At 67.6% G+C, this 19,154-nt stretch carries 16 protein-coding genes; 11 read left to right on the top strand and 5 right to left on the bottom strand.

Annotation, left to right across the window (positions count from 1 at the left end):
- Position 1: 1 nt before the first annotated feature.
- The 5 genes from folP (at position 2) to P7L68_RS12515 (ending at position 5,675) form a co-directional block, all read left to right on the top strand.
- On the top strand, positions 2 to 1,207 hold the full coding sequence (gene folP / locus P7L68_RS12495; RefSeq protein WP_372005820.1) for a dihydropteroate synthase: 1,206 nt from the start codon (positions 2 to 4) through the stop codon (positions 1,205 to 1,207).
- Between the two features lie 158 nt (positions 1,208 to 1,365).
- A complete protein-coding gene (gene glmM, locus P7L68_RS12500; protein ID WP_372005822.1) occupies positions 1,366 to 2,721 on the top strand; it encodes a phosphoglucosamine mutase in 1,356 nt (451 codons plus the stop codon).
- A gap of 153 nt (positions 2,722 to 2,874) precedes the next feature.
- Complete coding sequence (locus tag P7L68_RS12505) at positions 2,875 to 3,714, top strand: bifunctional hydroxymethylpyrimidine kinase/phosphomethylpyrimidine kinase (RefSeq protein ID WP_372005824.1); 840 nt, start codon at positions 2,875 to 2,877, stop codon at positions 3,712 to 3,714.
- Complete coding sequence (gene thiD / locus P7L68_RS12510) at positions 3,711 to 4,538, top strand: bifunctional hydroxymethylpyrimidine kinase/phosphomethylpyrimidine kinase (RefSeq protein ID WP_372005826.1); 828 nt, start codon at positions 3,711 to 3,713, stop codon at positions 4,536 to 4,538. Before P7L68_RS12505 ends, thiD begins: the two co-directional genes overlap by 4 nt.
- Positions 4,539 to 4,886: 348 nt before the next feature.
- Entirely contained in the window at positions 4,887 to 5,675 is a 789-nt protein-coding gene (locus P7L68_RS12515) for a PhzF family phenazine biosynthesis protein (RefSeq protein ID WP_372005828.1), read from the top strand.
- Here P7L68_RS12515 and P7L68_RS12520 read toward each other — a convergent pair.
- Complete coding sequence (locus P7L68_RS12520; RefSeq protein WP_372005830.1) at positions 5,672 to 6,796, bottom strand: GGDEF domain-containing protein; 1,125 nt, start codon at positions 6,794 to 6,796, stop codon at positions 5,672 to 5,674. The genes P7L68_RS12515 and P7L68_RS12520 overlap by 4 nt on opposite strands.
- Positions 6,797 to 7,075: 279 nt before the next feature.
- Here P7L68_RS12520 and P7L68_RS12525 point away from each other — a divergent pair, with 279 nt between their 5' ends.
- The 6 genes from P7L68_RS12525 to P7L68_RS12550 all read left to right on the top strand — a co-directional run bounded on the left by P7L68_RS12525 (position 7,076) and on the right by P7L68_RS12550 (position 15,413).
- Complete coding sequence (locus P7L68_RS12525) at positions 7,076 to 8,242, top strand: phosphoserine transaminase (RefSeq protein WP_372005832.1); 1,167 nt, start codon at positions 7,076 to 7,078, stop codon at positions 8,240 to 8,242.
- Between the two features lie 112 nt (positions 8,243 to 8,354).
- Positions 8,355 to 9,932 carry a phosphoglycerate dehydrogenase gene (gene serA, locus P7L68_RS12530; protein WP_372005834.1) on the top strand — a complete coding sequence of 526 codons (1,578 nt, stop codon included), beginning with the start codon at positions 8,355 to 8,357 and terminating at the stop codon, positions 9,930 to 9,932.
- Between the two features lie 315 nt (positions 9,933 to 10,247).
- Entirely contained in the window at positions 10,248 to 11,423 is a 1,176-nt protein-coding gene (locus tag P7L68_RS12535; protein WP_372005836.1) for an ATP phosphoribosyltransferase regulatory subunit, read from the top strand.
- 4 nt (positions 11,424 to 11,427) lie between these two features.
- A complete protein-coding gene (locus P7L68_RS12540; protein WP_372005838.1) occupies positions 11,428 to 12,720 on the top strand; it encodes an adenylosuccinate synthase in 1,293 nt (430 codons plus the stop codon).
- Between the two features lie 182 nt (positions 12,721 to 12,902).
- Complete coding sequence (locus P7L68_RS12545) at positions 12,903 to 14,930, top strand: hypothetical protein (RefSeq protein WP_372005840.1); 2,028 nt, start codon at positions 12,903 to 12,905, stop codon at positions 14,928 to 14,930.
- A 15-nt stretch (positions 14,931 to 14,945) separates the two neighbouring features.
- Entirely contained in the window at positions 14,946 to 15,413 is a 468-nt protein-coding gene (locus P7L68_RS12550; protein WP_372005843.1) for a hypothetical protein, read from the top strand.
- Positions 15,414 to 15,440: 27 nt separating this feature from the next.
- Here the strand turns inward: P7L68_RS12550 and P7L68_RS12555 are convergent, their stop codons facing one another.
- The 4 genes from P7L68_RS12555 to P7L68_RS12570 are packed head-to-tail and all read right to left on the bottom strand — an operon-like array spanning position 15,441 to position 19,139.
- Positions 15,441 to 16,190 carry an ABC transporter ATP-binding protein gene (locus tag P7L68_RS12555; RefSeq protein ID WP_372005846.1) on the bottom strand — a complete coding sequence of 250 codons (750 nt, stop codon included), beginning with the start codon at positions 16,188 to 16,190 and terminating at the stop codon, positions 15,441 to 15,443.
- Positions 16,190 to 16,948, bottom strand: a complete 759-nt coding sequence (locus P7L68_RS12560) for an ABC transporter ATP-binding protein (RefSeq protein ID WP_372005849.1) — start codon at positions 16,946 to 16,948, stop codon at positions 16,190 to 16,192. Before P7L68_RS12560 ends, P7L68_RS12555 begins: the two co-directional genes overlap by 1 nt.
- A 12-nt stretch (positions 16,949 to 16,960) precedes the next feature.
- Entirely contained in the window at positions 16,961 to 18,112 is a 1,152-nt protein-coding gene (locus P7L68_RS12565) for a branched-chain amino acid ABC transporter permease (protein WP_372005851.1), read from the bottom strand.
- A 1-nt stretch (position 18,113) separates the two neighbouring features.
- Entirely contained in the window at positions 18,114 to 19,139 is a 1,026-nt protein-coding gene (locus P7L68_RS12570) for a branched-chain amino acid ABC transporter permease (protein ID WP_372005853.1), read from the bottom strand.
- Between the last annotated feature and the right edge of the window lie 15 nt (positions 19,140 to 19,154).

Raw genomic sequence — 19,154 nt, forward strand, 5'->3', positions numbered from 1 at the left:
CTTGGCCCACGACCTGCCTGCCAGCACTGCGGCCGCATCTTCGGATGCGGCCGCAGCCGCGTCTCTGGAGACCCGCATCCGCGAGGGCGATGCGGGTCTTCGTCTGTATGCCCGCCCCTTCGGTTTTGCGCCCGTCGGCGTCACGCCGGGGGCGGGGCTTCTGAAGCCCGCCATACGGCTGCCCGGGCCGGGTTTCCGGCAGCTGGCCGGTGGCTGGCTCGCCTTCAACATGGTCGAACTGCTCTGGCGGGGTGGGGAAGGGCGCCCCGGTCGCGTGGTGCTGCCCGTGGAGGCGGCCCTGCGCCTTGCCGACCGGGTGATGGAGTATCCCGGCGGGCGGCGGCTGGCCCGGCGGTTGTGGGCGCTGGAGGCGCCGCGGCAGCGCTTTGCCGGGCTCGATCTGCAGCACCGCGCCCGGGTGATGGCGATCGTCAACGTCACGCCCGACAGTTTTTCGGATGGCGGGGATGCCTTCGCCCCCGCCGATGCTGCCGCTGCGGTCCGTCGGGCGCTGGCCGAGGGTGCGGATCTGCTGGATCTGGGCGCCGAATCGACCCGTCCCGGCGCCGCCGATATCGACCCGTCCGAAGAGATCCGGCGGCTCGAACCGGCGCTCGACGCTGCGGCTGTCGCCGGAGCGGTGGTGTCGGTGGATACCCGCAAGGGTGCGGTGATGCGCCATGCCGCCGGCCGGGGCGCCGCGATCGCCAATGACGTCAGCGGCTTCACCCATGATCCTGCCGCGGCGGGCGTGGTGGCGCAGACCGGGCTTTCGGCGATTGTCATGCATATGCGCGGCACGCCTGAAACCATGCAGCAGCTGACCGCCTATGATGACGTGGTGCTGGATGTCTTCGACGAGATCGAGGACCGGCTCTGCCTGCTCGACGAGGCGGGCGTGTCGCCGGGGCAGGTGGCGGTCGATCCGGGCATCGGTTTTTCGAAGACGGTGGACCAGAATCTCGCGCTGTTGCATAACCTGTCGATCTTTCACGGCCTTGGCCGCCCTTTGCTGATCGGTGTGTCACGCAAGAGCTTCATCGGCCGGGTCACCGGCGAAGAGGCGCCCCGGGCGCGTGTGCCGGGCTCCCTTGCCGCTGCCCTGCTTGCGGTCGGCCAGGGCGCCCAGATCGTGAGGGTGCATGACGTGGCTGAAACGGTTCAGGCGCTGGTGGTCAGCCAGGCAATCGGCCGCGGCCGGGCGTAAAGCCGCCCGTGCTGCGGCCCGGCGGCGCCCGGCCGATGCGGGCCCGGCCGTCATTTCTCCACCATCGGGCCCCTGTGCGGGGGCCAGCCTCGCCCATCCGCCCGCCGGTCAGACCGGCGCGGACGGGCCTCGGGATAAGACATTCGGGTGATCTGATCATGGCGCGACGTTATTTCGGCACCGACGGTATCCGCGGTCAGGCCAATGCCTGGCCGATGACCGCCGAGGTGGCGCTCAGGGTCGGTGTCGCCACCGGCATGCATTTCCGCTCCGCCCGCGCACGGACCCGGGTGGTGATCGGCAAGGACACGCGGCTGTCGGGCTATATGATCGAGCCGGCGCTGACCGCAGGCTTCGTTTCGGCCGGATGCGACGTGTTTCTGGTCGGCCCGATCCCGACACCGGCGATCGCCATGCTCACCCGCTCGATGCGGTGCGATCTGGGCGTGATGATTTCGGCCTCGCACAACCCCTTTGCCGATAACGGCATCAAGCTGTTCGGTCCCGATGGCTACAAGCTCTCCGACGAGGCCCAGGCCGAGATCGAGGCCCTGATGGACGGCCCGCAGGAGGGGGCGCTGGCGGCGCCCGACAAGCTCGGCCGGGCCCGGCGCCTGGACAACGCCCGCGACCGCTATATCGAGGCGATCAAGGGCACGCTGCCGCGCGGGCTCAGGCTCGACGGGCTGAAGGTCGCGGTCGACTGTGCCAATGGCGCCGCCTATGCGGTCGCCCCCACCGTCCTGTGGGAGCTGGGCGCCGAGGTCACCGCGATCGGGGTGGAGCCCGACGGCTTCAACATCAATCGCGGCTGCGGTTCCACGGCACCCGAAGCGCTGGCGCGGACGGTGGTCGAGAAGGGCTGCGATATCGGTATCGCGCTCGATGGCGATGCCGATCGGGTGATCGTGGTCGACGAGGCCGGACGGCAGGTCGACGGCGACCAGATCATGGCTCTGATCGCCTCCAGCTGGGCCAAGCGCGGCCGCCTGACCGGCGGCGGCATCGTTGCCACCGTCATGTCGAATATGGGGCTGGAACGCTATCTGGAAGCCCGCGGCCTCACGCTCGTGCGTACGCAGGTCGGCGATCGCTATGTGGGGGAGCGCATGCGCGCCGACGGCTACAATGTCGGCGGCGAGCAGTCGGGCCACATGATCTTCAGCGACTATGCCACCACCGGCGACGGGCTGGTCGCGGCCCTGCAGGTGCTGGCGGTGATGGTGGATGAGGGCATCTCCGCCTCTGCCGCCACCCGCCGGTTCGATCCCTGGCCGCAGCTGCTGCGCAATGTCCGCTATGCCGGCATGGCGCCCACCGGCGACGAAGAGGTGGCGCGGGTGATCGCGCAGGAGACCTCGCGGCTCGACGGCCATGGTCGCGTCCTGATCCGCCCCTCCGGCACCGAGCCGCTGATCAGGGTCATGGCCGAGGCGGATGATCCCGCACTGGTGGAACAGGTTGTGGGACGTATCGTCGAAGTGATGGAGCGGGTGGCCACGCGACCTGAATGATCTTCGTTGAGAAGGTGGAAGCGTTAACTTTCGGCCCGCTAACATGATGGCGGGCAAAAGGTGGGGCCATGCTTCCGCCAGATCATGAGAACGGGCGTCGCCGGCCGGGGGGCTGGCGGCCCGGAAGCGTCAGGGTAGGGAAAGGGCAGTCCGATGACGGGTGTTTCATCTGCGACAGTCATGCCGCGGCTGCTCAGTGTCGACCACGGCGATCCCGAAGGCCGGGGCGGCATCGCTTTTGACCTGAAACTTGCCACCGCCTGCGGGGTCTATGCGGCAAGCGCGGTCACTGCCATCGTGGCCGACGGCGAGGCGATGCCGGTTCCGGCCGATGTCGTCGGTGGTCAGCTCAGGGCGGTGATGGAGGATATCGGCGCCGATGCCCTGCGCATCGGCCGGGTGACCGAAACCGACCAGCTGCTGGCGGTGTCGGAGGTGGTGGAGCATCTGGGCCACGGTGTTCCGCTGATCCTGGATCCGGTCCTGGTCGATGCCACCGGGCGCCATCTGATGAACCGCGATGCGCTGCAGGTGCTGAAGGCCCGGCTGGTGGTCCGCGCTCAGGCGCTGATCCTGGATCTGGCCGCCGCCGAAGTGATGGTCGGTCGTGAAATCCGCCATATCGACGGGCTGATCGAGGCCGTCGCAACGCTCGCGAGCCTGGGGCCGGAGCAGGTTGTCGTGGCAGGCGGCCCGGCTTTCGGTATCGCCATGCTCGCCGATGACGATATCGACCTGATCGCCGACGAAGGTCTGGCCGCCGGACCGCTGGGCGGGCCGCCGATCGGGCTTGCGACCGCGGTTGCCATGGGGGCGATCCGGGGGCTCGACGCAAGGCGGGCCTGGCGGCATCATGCCGATCTGATCCGCGCGACGGTGGCCGCAGATCCGGTCGCACGCGCCGCGGCCGGCTCGCATCCGTCGACCGACCTGCATGCCGCCTTCCGGGCGGTGACGCCCGACGATCCTGCCGGCGAGGAGACCTGCCCGTGACCACCAGTCTGCCGCGTGTGCTGATCATCGCCGGTTCTGATTCCGGCGGTGGGGCCGGCATTCAGGCCGATGTCAAGACCACGCTGGCTCTCGGTGCCGATGGCTGCCCGGCGATCACCGCACTCACCATCCAGAACACGCTGGGGGTGACGGGGGTTTGGGAAGTGCCGGCCCCTGCGCTGATCGCCGAGATCGATGCCGTGCTGGCAGGTGGCGTCGCCGCGGCCAAGACCGGCATGCTTCATTCTGCCGACGTGATCCGGACGGTCGCGGCCCGGCTCGATCCGGTGCTGGGGAGCGGGCTTGATCTGGTGGTCGACCCGGTGATGGTCGCCAAGGGCGGTCACCGGCTGCTTCGGGCAGATGCGGTCGATGCCTTGAAGGCGTTGATGCTGCCCCGTGCCGCAATCGTCACCCCGAACCTGCCCGAGGCCGAGGTATTGACCGGCCTCACCGTCACCGACCCTGCCTCGATGGTCGAGGCCGGCCGCAGCCTGATCGCCCAGGGCGCCCGCGCAGCGCTGATCAAGGGGGGCCATATGGAGGGGCCGGTACTCGTCGACATGCTGGTGACGCCGGCCCCCGAAGGCGGGCTCAGGGTGCTGCGCTTCGAAAGCGCGCGGATCGACAGCCGCCACACCCACGGCACCGGCTGCACCACCGCCAGCGCCATCGCGGCCGGGCTTGCCCGTGGTCGGCCGATGGCTGAAGCGGTGGCGGTGGCGCGATCCTATGTGCGCCAGGCCATGCTGGCGGCGCCCGGACTTGGCCGTGGCCATGGCCCGCTTCGCCACGACTGGAACCGCGTGGTGGCGTCGTCGTGACAGCCGATCGCCCATAACGGCGTTATTGTGAAACTGACGGTGGGGGCGCGCCAGGTTGGCATCCGGCGGCCAAGGCGTGTAAGGTGAACGAATGGGGCACGGGGTCGTCCGAGGGCGGCAGAGCGGGCCCCTCGACCTTTTGCGTATCCAAGTACCCTTCCCCCTGTCGTCGCGGAACCTTGCCACATGTCGAGCGGTCCGTCAGAGAAGCCGGAGCGGGGCGATCCCACCGCACCGGTCGAAGCCAGTACACTGGTCCGGTTCACGCCGACCAGGCCTCCCACAGCTGCGGGAGGGGCCTCGACGACCGCTACCCGATCCCAACGTTCCGAGACCTCCGGCCGCCGCATGCAGATCCCCATCTGCCATCTCGATGTTTTCGCCGACCGTGTGTTCCGCGGCGTGCCCGCCGTGGTCTGCCCGCTGGACGGCTGGCTTCCCGACGACATCCTGGCCGATATCGCCGGCGAGCATGCCAAGGCCGAAACGGTGTTCCTGGTCGGCTCCGCCGGGGTCTACGAGGTCCGCTGGTTCTCGCGCGCAGCCGAGGTGCCGCTGTCGGCGCCGGGTGCGCTGGCGGCGGCACATACCGTCTTTCACTATCTTGAGCCACAGCTTCGCCGGGTGCAGCTGCTGACGCCGTCGGGCATGATCATGGGCCAGCGCGACACATCATCGGTGCTGGTCGATCTGCCGTTGCGACCGCCGGTGAAGATGCTGGGTCGCGTGGATCTGACCGCGGCGCTGGGCGGCATTGCGCCCGAGACGGTGATGATGCTCGACAGCTCGTGCTATGTGGCGGTTCTGGCCGATGAGGCGGCGGTGGAGGCGGTCCGCATCGACCGTGCCGCCATGGACACGCTCGGCCGGCCGGTGGTGGTGCTCACCTCACCCGGCGATCAGAGCGATTTCACTGCCCGGGTGGTGGCGGCGAAATGGGGGCCCGAGGCACTGGCCGTGCGGTCGTCGGCGCTGTGTACCCTGCTGCCCTATTGGCGCCAGCGCCTGGACCGCGACGACCTGACCGTGCGGGTGGTCGGCCAGCGCGGCGGCAGTGCCTGGTGCAGCAGCGGGCGTGACCGGGCCGTGGTGGCGGCCCTGGTTCAGCGCTACATGGAAGGCATCATCTACCTTTAGGACCGGGCGTCAGGGCCGGACTTCGGCCCCCGGCCGGAACCGTGCTTGTCGGCATACATCCGCCGGTCGGCCGCCATGATCAGCGCATCCAGCGTCGATCCGTCGGCGGGCGCCGCGGCGGCGCCGATGCTGACACGCGCCGGCAGGGGAAAGCCGGCCCCGATGGTAATCCGGCCATTGATGTCGGCATCCAGTTCGGCCACCCGGCCGTCCAGATCGCTGCTGTCGCCCGTTCCGTCGATGAACAGCGCGAATTCATCGCCACCCAGGCGGATCGGCGTCTCGCCCGGCCTGATCAGCCCGCGCAGGGTGCCGGCGATCCAGATCAGCGCCCTGTCGCCCTGATCATGGCCGAAACTGTCATTGATGTGCTTGAACCCGTCCAGGTCGATCAGCACCAGGCCGGCCCGGCCATGGGCCAGGCTGCGTGTCGCCAGACGGTCGAGCAGGCGGCGATTGCCGATGCCGGTCAGCGGATCGCGATCGGCCAGATCGGCCAGCGCGCGATGCACTTTCAGGTTCACCATCAGCAGCATGCCGAAGGTCCAGCTCAGAATGAACACCAGCGAGACCGAGAAGACATAGGCATGTACCGGATCCCCGGGTGCCCGGAAGGTCCCCCGCGGTGCAGTCAGCGCGGTATCGATCCGCAGCAGATAGGCCGCGATGAGCAGGGTGGTGGCGACGGCCATCATCAGATGGATCACCCGCTCGTCCCGGCGGGCGCGCCTGATCAGGGCGGTGATCATGGCGATCAGGACAATGCCGTTCAGGACGTCGTTCAAAACGATCCTGAGCCAGTCCTGGTCCAGATTGACGATGGCCTGAACGGCTGCAACCAGCATGACGGCCGGCGTCATCCAGCGCAGCCGGCCGGGCGTGATCAGGCCGCGGAAGCGCAGGGCGCCGTCGAGAACCAGCACCAGACTACCGGTGGAGACGGCCAGATTGATCGGGACCGCGACGCTGCGCCCGATCCAGGGCATGGCCACCCAGGCGAGAAAGGCGGCGGTTCCGGCGAAGGCGGCCAGCATCCACGAGACGAGGCCGGCCATCGGCCGGTTGAGGCGCCAGAGAACGATCGAAACCATCGACGCGATGACGCAGGTCATGATGATCATGAGCCCGACCGTCCTGAGGTCGATGAAAGCCGGCCAGGAGAGCATTTGAGGGGCGTCGCCGATAGCGGTAGAGGCAGAACCGCACTATGCAGGTATTGAAGTTAAGATTTCATTCGTGTGCCGCAGGTCAGGCCGGAGCGTGAGACATGCACCAGACGCATGGCTTCCGTCGGATTCCTGCGCACCGGACATGTGTTGACCGGTGCAGGCGACCTCACTATCGTCGGCAGCGGGCCGCGACCCCCCAACGGGTCGCCACTCTTCCTGAGGGGAAGGCATATGACGACGAAACCCGCCGCGAAGCCGCTCGATCCGCGCTTCTCGTCCGGCCCCTGCGCCAAGCGCCCGGGCTGGAGCCTCGATGCCTTGAGCGACGCTGCGCTCGGCATCTCGCATCGTGCGAAGCTTGGCAAGGCCAAGCTCAAGGAAGCCATCGACCGCACCGCGGCGATCCTCGGCGTCCCGTCCGACTTCAAGGTCGGCATCGTTCCCGCCTCCGACACCGGCGCCTTCGAGATGGCCATGTGGTCGATGCTCGGCGCCCGTGGCGTCGATATCCTCTCGTGGGAGAGCTTCGGCGACGGCTGGAAGACCGACATCGTCAAGCAGCTGAAGCTGCCCGACGTCCGCAGCTTCACCGCCGGCTATGGCGAGCTGCCCGATCTGGCGCAGGTCGATTTCAGCCGTGACGTGATCTTCACCTGGAACGGCACCACCTCGGGCGTGCGGGTTCCGAACGGCGACTGGATTGCGGCCGATCGCGAAGGGCTCACCTTCTGCGACGCCACCTCCGCCGCCTTCGCGATGGACCTGCCCTGGGACAAGCTCGATGTCGTCACCTTCTCGTGGCAGAAGGTGCTGGGCTCGGAAGGTCAGCACGGCATGCTGATCCTCTCGCCGCGCGCGGTTGCCCGGCTTGAGAGCTACACCCCGGCCTGGCCGATGCCCAAGATCTTCCGCATGACCAAGGGCGGTAAGCTGATCGACGGCATCTTCAAGGGCGAGACGATCAACACCCCGTCGATGCTGGCGCTGGAAGACTATATCGACGCCCTGAAGTGGGCGGAGCAGATCGGCGGCCTGGAGGCCCTCATCGCCCGCACCGAAGGCAATTTCGCGGTGCTGGCCGACTGGGTGGCGAAGACCGACTGGGTCGATTTCCTTGCGACCGATGCCGCCACCCGCTCGCCGACCTCGATCTGCCTCGCCATCGTCGATCCCTGGTTCCAGGGCCTCGACGCTGCCGGCCAGGCCAAGGTCCAGAAGGATCTGACCGGTCTGCTCGAAGCAGAGGGTGCGGCGCTGGATATCGGCGCCTATCGCGATGCCCCGGCGGGTCTGCGCATCTGGGGCGGCGCCACGGTCGAGCGCGCCAATCTTGAAGCGCTGCTGCCCTGGCTCGACTGGGCCTGGGATCAGGTGAAGGCCAAGGCCGCCGCGGCCTGAGCCTCACCCCCTCCATACGACCTCATTTCCCCGAATTCCCGGTTCGAAAACGGTGCCCCGCCCTCCCGCAGGATCACGCGGGCGGGCGTGCGGCCCGCGATGGAGACTTCCCATGTCCAAAGTCCTGATTTCCGACAAGATGAGCCCCGCCGCCGCCGAGATCTTCGCCTCGCGCGGGATCGAGGTCGACGTGAAGCCGGGCATGACCCCGGACGAGCTGCGCGCGGTCATCGGCCAGTATGACGGCCTCGCCATCCGCTCGGCCACCAAGGTCACCAAGGACATTCTGGCGGCCGCGACCAATCTGCGTGTCGTCGGCCGTGCCGGCATCGGCGTCGACAATGTCGACATTCCGGCGGCGTCGGCCCATGGCGTGGTCGTGATGAACACGCCGTTCGGCAACTCGATCACCACCGCCGAGCACGCGATTTCGCTGATGCTGTCGATGCTGCGCCAGATCCCGGCGGCCAATGCCTCGACCCATGCCGGCAAGTGGGAAAAGAACCGCTTCATGGGCGTCGAAGTCACCGGCAAGACCCTCGGTGTCATCGGCGTCGGCAATATCGGTGCCATCGTCGCCGACCGTGCCCAGGGCCTGAAGATGAAGGTGATCGGCTTCGATCCTTTCCTGTCGCCCGAACGTGCGCAGGATCTGGGCGTCGAGAAGGTGGAGCTGGACGAGCTGTTCCGCCGCGCCGATGTCATCACCCTGCACACGCCCCTGACCGACGGCACCCGCGGCATCATCGGCGCCGATGCCTTCACCAAAATGAAGGACGGCGTCTATATCGTGAACTGCGCTCGCGGTGGCCTGGTGGTCGAAAAGGACCTGAAGGCGGCGCTTGAGTCCGGCAAGGTGGCGGGTGCGGCCCTCGACGTCTTCGCCGAAGAGCCGGCGAAGGAAAATGTGCTGTTCGGTGACGAGCGCGTCGTCGCCACCCCGCATCTGGGCGCCAGCACCGTCGAGGCGCAGGAGAATGTGGCCCTGCAGGTGGCCGAGCAGATGGCCGATTATCTGTTGACCGGCGCCATCACCAACGCAATCAACGTGCCGTCGGTGACCGCGGAAGAGGCGCCCAAGCTGAAGCCCTATATGAAGCTGGCCGAACAGCTGGGCAGCTTTGCGGGCCAGCTGGCCGAGAGCGGCCTGCGCGGCGTGACCGTCGAATATTCGGGCCAGGTTGCCACTCTCAACACCCGTCCGATCACGGCGGCCCTGCTGACCGGCCTGCTGCGTCCGCTGCTCGACAGCGTCAACATGGTCAACGCCCCGATCGTCGCCAAGGAGCGCAACATCGCCGTCACCGAGGTGCGCAGCGACAAGGCGACCGATTTCCAGACCCAGATCAAGCTGACCATCTCGGACGAACGCGGCGGCCGCAGCGTTGCCGGTACTCTGATCGCCGGCAATCGCCCGCGTCTGGTCTCGGTCGAGGATGTCGCGATCGAAGCCGAGCTGGCCGAGAACATGCTGTTCGTGGTCAACAACGACAAGCCGGGCTTCATCGGCGCGGTCGGCCGCGCGCTCGGTGAGGCGGGCATCAACATCGCCAGTTTCCATCTCGGCCGTCAGGCACCCGGCGCCCGCGCCATCTGCCTGATTGAGGTTGATCAGCCGCTGCGCGAGGCGGTGCTGAAGCAGGTCCAGGGCCTGCCCAACGTGATCACGGCCCTGTCGCTCAGCTTTTGAGCGACCCCTTGATAAAAACCGCGCTCAGCTTTTGAGCGACCCCTTGATAAAAACCGCGCTCAGCTTTTGAGCGACCCCTTGATAAAAACCGCGCTCAGCTTCTGGGCGTCGGGGGTTCTCACGGCATCGGAACCGGTCGCCCTCTCGGGGGCGGCCGGTTTCGTGCGTTTGCGGTTGAGTGCTTGGGCCCGGGGGGCTACACTCCGCCCCGGCCGTCGGCACCCGGAAAGCGGGGTCGTGACGGCCTTCGTGCGTCTTGAACCGGCCGTGGAAATGCGCGGTCCGGATGTTTTCCATGGGTTGAGATCGGGGCCGATGATCGACGATCGCCAGCGCGCGCTCCTGCCGAACGGGTTGCAGGACCTCCTGCCGCCCGACGCCGCCTTCGAGGCGCAGACGATCGAGCGGCTGATGGCGCATTTCGCGGCCGAAGGCTATGCGCGGGTGAAGCCGCCGCTCGTGGAATTCGAGGACAGCCTGTTGACCGGCCCGGGCCGGTTGCTGGCCGCCCAGATCTTCCGGGTGATGGATCCGGTGTCGCAGCGGATGATGGGCGTGCGCGCCGACATGACGCCGCAGCTGGCCCGCATCGCCGCCACCCGCCTGGCCCATGCCGCCCGGCCGCTGCGCCTGTCCTATGCCGGCCAGGTCCTGCGCGTGCGCGGCGGCATGCTGCGGCCTGAACGCCAGTTCGCCCAGGTCGGTATCGAGCTGATCGGCGCGCCCGAACCCACGGCGGATGCCGAAGTGGTGCGGCTGGCCGCCGAGGCGTTGACCGACATCGGTGTGAAGGGGCTGACCATCGACCTCAACCTGCCGACCATGGTCGATGTGGTGGCCGAGGCCTTCGGCCTGCCCGTCGATCAGCTGGGCCCGCTGCGCGAGGCGCTGGACCGCAAGGATCCGACGGCGGTGGCCGAACTCGCCGGGGCCGCGGCACCGCTTTATGCCGGGCTGCTCGATGCCGCGGGCATCGCCGCCGAGGCGCTGGCCCGGCTGGATGCGCTGGATCTGCCGGCAGAGGCGCGCCGTCTGGTCGCCATGGTCGCCGATGTGGTCCGGGTCATCGACCTGGCCGATCTGGATGCCCAGGTGACGATCGATCCGGTCGAGCATCGCGGCCTCGACTATCAGACCGGTGTCAGCTTCTCGCTCTTTGCCGCCGGTGTGCGCGGCGAACTGGGCAGCGGCGGCCGCTATGTCGCCGGTGCCGACCAGAACGGCGGTGGCGAGCCCGCCACCGGCTTCAGTCTTTATATGGACAGCGTGCTCAGGGCGATCGATGCGCCCGTGCGGCCGCGTCATCTCTACCTGCCGTTCGGTTGCGGTCCGGTTGCGGGCCGTGCGTTCCGTGCCGACGGCTGGATCACCGTCCAGGGCCTTGCGCCCGAGACCGACCCTGTCGCGGAGGCGCGCGCGCAGGGCTGTTCCCATATCCTGCGGGGGGCTGACGCCATCCCGCTCGACGCCATCGATATCCGGGGGGCGTAAGCTCATGAGCAACGTGGTCGTTGTCGGCTCCCAGTGGGGCGACGAGGGCAAGGGCAAGATCGTCGACTGGCTGTCGCACCGTGCCGACGTGGTGGTGCGGTTCCAGGGCGGCCATAATGCCGGTCACACGCTGGTTATCGACGGCAAGACCTATAAGCTCAGCCTGCTGCCGTCGGGCGTGGTGCGGGGCAAGCTGTCGCTGATCGGCAATGGCGTGGTCGTCGATCCCTGGGCCCTGCTCGACGAGATCGACCGGATCGGCAAGCTGGGGGTCAACATCACCCCCGACACGCTGCGGATCGCCGAGAATGTCTGCCTGATCCTGCCGCTGCACGGCGTGGTCGACCGCGCGCGTGAGGCGGCGCGTGGCGGCAACAAGATCGGCACCACCGGCCGCGGCATCGGGCCGGCCTATGAGGACAAGGTCGCCCGCCGCGCGATCCGCCTCTGCGACCTGACCGATCGCGATCTGCTGGCCACTAAGCTCGACGATCTGCTGCTGCACCACAACGCGCTGCTCACCGGCCTTGGTGCCGAAGAGCGCTTCTCGCGCGACGAGGTGATGGCGAAGCTCGACGAGATCGCGCCGAAGCTGCTGCCCTATATGGACCCGGTCTGGCGGACGCTGAACGAGGCCCGCCGCGCCCGCAAGCGCATCCTGTTCGAGGGCGCGCAGGGGGCGATGCTCGACATCGACCACGGCACCTATCCCTTCGTCACCTCGTCGAACACGGTGGCGGCGCAGGCGGCGACCGGCAGCGGCTTTGCCGTCGGCCAGATCGGCTATGTGCTGGGCATCACCAAGGCCTACACCACCCGCGTCGGCTCGGGTCCGTTCCCGAGCGAGCTGCATGACGAGATCGGCAAGCTGCTGGGTGAGCGCGGCCATGAATTCGGCACCGTCACCGGCCGTCCGCGCCGCTGCGGCTGGTTCGATGCCGTGGCCGTGCGTCAGGCGATCAAGACCGGCGGTATCGACGGCATCGCGCTGACCAAGCTCGACGTGCTCGACGGGATTGAGAAGATCAAGGTCTGCACCGGCTATCGCCACAAGGGTGCGGTCATCGACTATCTGCCGTCGAGCCCGCGCGCCCAGGCCGAGATCGAGCCGGTTTACGAGACCATCGAGGGCTGGAGCGAGAGCACCCAGGGCGCGCGCTCCTGGGCCGATCTGCCGGCGACCGCCATCAAGTACATCCGCCGCATCGAGGAACTGATCGAGGCGCCGGTGGCGCTGCTGTCGACCAGCCCCGAACGCGAGGACACCATCCTGGTCCACGATCCGTTCATCGATTGAACGGCGCGTAGCGGGACGAGATCAGGGCCGCCGGTGGGATTTCCGCCGGCGGCTCTGTCGTCTTGCGGATCCCTTCGGCCGTGCAGCATCGGCCGGAACCGGGTATACAGGGGTGATCGCAACCGGGCGGGTACGGAGCGGAGCGGGAAGACCGGGACAGAGCGGGGACGGGGCACGTCTGCATGTCGGAAGCCGGGCAGAACGAACACACCATCATTGGCGGACGTTACCGGATGGTGCCGGGCGTGCGGCTGGAGGAGTTCGACCGGCCGCATGTCGAGGCGTTCGGCGCCGAGGATCTGCGCGAAAAGGATCGCCCGCTGATCGCCCTGGTCGCCCGGCGCGGTCGGCCGGTGCGCGACGACTGGCTGCGGGTGGTGCGCCGGATCGATCAGCCCGGGTTGCTGCGCACCGTGGAAGGCGGGGTGATCGACCCTGGCGACGGCAAGGGCCGGCGCTTCGCGGTGATCCTGGAACGCCCGCTCGGCGGCCGGGTGATCGACTGGCTGAAGACCGATGGCCAGAACCGCGATGATCTGGAACTGTCGCGGCTGCTGCTCCGGCCGCTGATCGCGGCGCTGAAGGCGCTGCACGATGCCCGCATGGCGCACAGGACCATCTCGCTCGACAATCTCTATTTTGCCGATCTGGCCCGCACCCGCATCGCGCTTGGTGACTGCCTGTGCGGCCCCCCGGGCGAGGGGCAGCCGATCGCCTTTGAAAGCGTCGAGCGCGCAGCAGCCCTGCCGGCCGGGCGCGGCGAGGGCGGCCCGCGTGAGGATTTCTTCGCCCTGGGTGCGCTCTTCGCATCGGCCCTGGCCCGCCAGGTACCGGGGCTTGAAAGCGCGGATGCGGCCGCGGATCTGATGCGTCGCCGGCTGGAGCGGGGCTCTTATGTGGCGCTGACGGATCGTGCGCGCTTCGGCACCGATGTCGGCGGCCTGTTGCGGGGCCTGTTGAGCGACAATGCCGAGGAACGCTGGGGCTATGAAGAGGTCAGGGCCTGGTTGGACGGCCGGCGCAGCATCGGCGCCATGCATTCCACCCGGCCGCAGGCCGCCCGATCCTTCGTCTTCAAGGGCGTGGAGCACACCAATGCCATGAGCCTGGCGACGGCGCTGGCTCAGCAGTGGCGCGAATCGCTCCGGGTCGTGATCGACGAAAAGCTCGACGGCTGGGTCGCCCGTGCGATCGGTGACGAGCGGCGCGGCAACATGATCACCCAGGCGATCGCCGCCGGCCGGGTCGATGCCGGGCCCGGCGGCGATGCGACGCTTGCCCGGGTGCTGGCCGCACTCGATCCCGACGGACCGCTCCGGCTGCGCCATGTCGCGGTGATGAAGGACGGGCTGGGACCGCTGATTGCGGTCGCTTTCCTGGATGACGACCGCGACACCCGCCAGGCCATGGCGGAAATGCTGATGGAAGGCCTGCCGATGATCGGGCTCAGCCTGGTCGATCCGAACGATCAGACCAAGCGGCGCCTGGCGCAGAGCGAGATGGCGGATTTCATGCGGCTGCGTGGTTTCGTGGCCGAGCCGATGATGGGGTTCGGGCTGGAGCGCGTGCTCTACGATCTGAACCCGACCCTGCCTTGCCTCAGCCCCCTGGTGGCGGAAGCCTATCCGCAGACGGTCCCCGACCTGCTGATGGCGCTGGATCACCGGGCGCGCGGGGCCGGGCGCGGGACGGCACCGGTCGATCGCCACATCGCCGCTTTCATCGCCACCAGGCTCAGCATCTCTTACGCCGGTGCGCTGCGCGGCGTGGTGGTGGGGGGCGATGGCGAGGCCTCGGAACGGCTCGCCCAGCTCAATCTGTTGAGCCTGGCTCAGGAAACCGAGCCCCAGACGCGGGTGCCGATGCTGGCCCGCTGGCTGGTGCAGCGGCTGGGGCCGGTGGTGCAGAGCTATAACGGCAAGACCACCCGCGAGTGGATGGAAAAAGAGCTGGAGCGGGTGGCGCCGCTTGGCTCGCTGAGTGCGCTGCGGGCGATCGTCGACAATCCCGAGCGGCGCGAGGCCGACAGCCGGGGCATGGCCAATGCCCGGGCAGCCCATGCCCAGCTGTCTTTCGGCATCCGCCGGCTGAACGAGACCCGGGCCGCACGGCGGCTGGAGGCGCAGAATTTCGGCCGCCAGGTGGCGGCGATGCTTGGCTACATGATCCTGCTCGGGGTGCTGGCGGCACTCACCCTGGGCGACGTCTGACCGGCGGGGGCAAGGATGGCGAAGAAGAAGACTGCAGCCCGGGGCAAGCCGGCCAAACAGAAGGGCATGACCCTGCCGCTGATCTTCCTGGCGGTGCTGGGCACGCTCGCGATCTTCGCCACACCCACCGCGCTGGTGCTGGCGATCGGCATGGCGCCGTCGCTGGTGGCGGTGTTCATGGAAAACCGGCCGGGTGCCTATACCGCCAAGTGCATCACCGCCTGCAATATGGCGGGCGTGCTGCCGGTGCTGCGCGATCTCTGGCTGACCGGCCATCTGATGTCGCAGGCGCGGATGATGGTCGGCGATCCGATCGTCTGGCTGCAGATGTACGGCGCGGCCGGTGTCGGCTGGTCGCTGGTCTGGCTGGCCCCGATGGTTGCCGGTGTGTTTGCCGATGCCGGCCACGACCGCTCGGTCGCCAGGCTTGAAGCCCGCCAGGAAAAGCTGCGCGAGGAATGGGGCGACAGCATCACCGGGTGACGCCGTCGCCCCAAGCTCCGCCTCGGCTCAGATCGCCAGATATTCGTTCCGCAGTTCGACATCGTCGAGCACGGCCTGCGCCGTGCCGTCGAAGACGATTTCGCCCATATGCAGGATCAGCGCGCGGTTGGCGAGCTGAAGGGCTGCGACGGCGTTCTGTTCGACGATGATGGTGGTGATGCCCATCTGCTTGATCTCGGCGACGATGCGCTCGATCTCTTCCACGATCACCGGCGCCAGCCCCTCATAGGGTTCGTCCAGCAGCAGAAGCTTCAGGTCGCGGGCAAGGGCGCGCGCCACGGCCAGCATCTGCTGCTCGCCGCCCGACAGCGTCACGCCTTCCTGGTGGCGCCGCTCGGCCAGCCGCGGAAAGCGTTCATAGATCCGCTCCAGCGGCCAGCCCTTGGGCTCGGCGATCTGGGCCAGTTGCAGGTTCTCTTCCACCGTCAGGCCGGGGATGATGCGGCGGTCTTCCTGCACCAGCTGGACACCGTGCTTCGCGGCCTCGAAATCGCGCATCTTGTGCAGGGGCGCGCCGTTCAGCCAGATCTCGCCGCTCTTCAGTTCCGGGTCGGTGGCACGGGCGAGGGTGCGGAGCGTCGAGGTCTTGCCGGCGCCGTTGCGGCCAAGAAGGGCGACGACGTCGCCCTCGGCCATGTCGAAGCTGACCCCCTGGACGATGTAGCTTTCGCCGTAATAGGCATGGATGTTGCGCACGCTGAAATAGGGGGCCTTGGCGGCGGCGTTGGCCGGTGCGGCGGAAGGCATCGCGTTCATCAATGATTTCCTCCGAGATAGGCTTCACGCACCTTCGGATTGGCACGCACCTCGTCGGGTGCGCCGTCGGCGATGATCCGGCCCTGGGCCAGCACGGTGATCCGGTCGGCGAGCGAGAACACCACATGCATGTCGTGTTCGATGATCACCTTGGTCATGCCGCGCTCCTTGATCTTCTTCAGCAGGTCGATCGTGGAGTTGGTGTCGTGGCGCGACATGCCGGCGGTCGGCTCGTCCAGCAGCAGCAGGCGCGGGTGCTGGACCAGGGCCATGGCCAGCTCCAGCCGGCGTTTGTCGCCGCGTGACAGGCTGCCGGCGGTGCGGTGCATATGCTCTTTCAGCCCGACATCGGTCAGCCAGTGTTCCGCCTCGTCGCGAATCTCCGTCTGGGCTCCGACCATCTGCAAGGGGTTGAGCCTGAACGAGCCGTCGCGCTTGGCGAAGGCCGGCACCATCACATTCTGCAAGAGGGTGAGATCGGGGAAGATCTCGGGCGTCTGAAAGACGCGCGCGATGCCCATCTGGTTGATTTCATGCGGCTTCTTGCCGGTGATGACCTGGCCGTCGAACACCACCGCGCCCGAATCCGGCGGCAGCCGGCCGATGCAGACATTGAGCAGGGTGGATTTGCCGGCACCGTTGGGGCCGATGATGGCGTGGGTCGTGCCCTCCATGACCTGAAGGTCGATGTCCGACAGCGCCTTCAGGCCGCGGAAGTTCTTCTGCACATCGGCGACGTGGAGAACCGCATTATCCATGGCCGTCATCTCCTATTCCGCCTTGGCCGGGCGCAGGCCGCCCGTGGTCTGATCTGCCTTCGCAGGCTGCCGGCGCCGTGTCCAGGCCGCCCGGATCCGCCGGGCGCCTTCCATCAGCCCGCCGGGCAGGAAGATCACGATCACCAGGAAGATCAGGCCGAGCGTCAGGTGCCAGCCCTCACCCACGAAAGGCGAGACGATCGTCACCATGCCGTGCTGCAGCCCGTCGGGCAGGAAAGAGAAGGCATCCTCCAGCTTGGCGTGGTGATAGGCGGAGAAGATGTTCTCGAAATACTTGATGACCGTCGCCCCGATCAGCGGGCCGAGCAGGGTGCCGGCACCACCCAGGATGGTCATCAGCACCACCTCGCCCGAGGCGGTCCACTGCATGCGCTCCGCCCCTGCCAGCGGGTCGGTCACCACCAGCAGTGCACCGGCGAGGCCCGCATACATGCCCGAGATCACGAAGGCGGCCATGGTATAGGGTCGGGTGTTGAAGCCGGTATAGGCCATGCGGGTCTGGTTCGACTTGATCGCCCGCAGCATCATGCCGAAGGGCGAATTGTCGATCCGGAGCGTCAGGAAGAAGCCCAGGATCAGCAACACCGCGCAGAAATAGAAGCCGCCGAAGCCGCTCATATCCATACCGAAGATGGTCGGCACCGGCAGGCCGACGGTCTGTTCCACCCCGAGCGCGGCATCGATGATCCGCGGGTCGTTCTGCGACAGCTGCAGGCCGGTTTCGCCGTTGGTGATCGGGGTGAGCACCGAATAGGCCAGGTTGTAGGACATCTGGGCGAAGGCGAGCGTCAGGATCGAGAAATAGATGCCGCTGCGGCGCAGGCTGATGAAGCCGATCACCGCGGCGAAGATGCCTGAGACCAGCACGCCGAAGATCAGCGCCGGGATCGCACTCATGGTCAGCAGTTTGAACGACCACATGGCGGCATAGGACCCGACGCCCAGAAAGGCGGCATGGCCGAAGGACAGATAGCCGGTCATGCCGAACAGGACGTTGAAGCCGATGGCCAGGATGCCGTAGATCGCGAACCGCTGGAGCAGATCGGGATAGGCGGCGCCGAAGGGCTGCATCCACAGCGGCATGGTCAGGATGACCAGGGTGAAGACGCCCATATAGATCAGGTCGTGGCGAAGCGTGCGCATCTCAGTTCTCCATCACGCCCTTGCGGCCCATCAGCCCGCGCGGCCGGATCAGGAGCACGGCGACGGCGACGAGGTAGACGATCACCTGGTCGATGCCGGGGATCACGGCCTTCACCTCGGTCATCGAGGCGAAGCTCTGCAGGATGCCGAGCAGGAAGCCGGCGGCGACCGCGCCGCTGATCGATCCCATGCCGCCGACCACCACGACGACGAAGGAGAGCACCAGGAATTCCATGCCGATATGGTAGCTGGGCGGCACGATCGGCGTGTACATCACACCCGCCATGCCGGCGACCGCGGCCGCGATCCCGAAGACCACGGTGAAACGGCGCTGGATGTTGATGCCCAGGAAGCCGACGGTCTGGCGGTCCTGCATGCCGGCACGCACGACCATGCCGTAGGTGGTGAATTGCAGGAAGGCGATCACGCCTGCGATGATGACCGCTGCAAACCCCAGATAGACCAGCCGCCACCACGGATAGATGACGCCGGCCCCGAGCCCGAGCCATTCACCGATATTGGCGCTGCCGGAAAAGGCCGGCGGGGCGGCCATCGAGATCGGGTTGGCGCCGAAGGCGGCCTTGATCAGCTCCTGCAGCACGATGGCGAGGCCGAAGGTCACCAGGATCTGTTCGGCATGGGTGCGGCGGTAGAAATAGCGGATCAGCCCGCGTTCCATGGCCACCCCCAGCAGCAGCATCACCGGTACGGCGACCAGGATCGACAGCGGCACCGAATACTGCAGCAGGAAGCCGCCGAAATCGCCAAGCCAGGCCTGAACCAGGGGCGTGCGGACCTCCATCGGGGATCCCCAGGGGGTCAACTTGGTGGGATCGACGGTCACGGTTTCCAGGCGCAGCAGCCCGTTCACGCTGACGGCGATGAAGGCGCCGATCATGAACAGGGCACCGTGGGCGAAATTCACCACGCCGAGCGTGCCGAAGACCAGGGTGAGGCCAAGGGCGATCAGCGCATAGGCGCCGCCCTTGTCCAGACCGTTGAGCAGTTGGAGAGCGAATGCGTCCATGGTTTTGTCCAGCCC

The organism is Tistrella mobilis, assembly GCF_041468085.1.
GTDB classification, from domain to species: Bacteria; Pseudomonadota; Alphaproteobacteria; order Tistrellales; family Tistrellaceae; genus Tistrella; species Tistrella mobilis_A.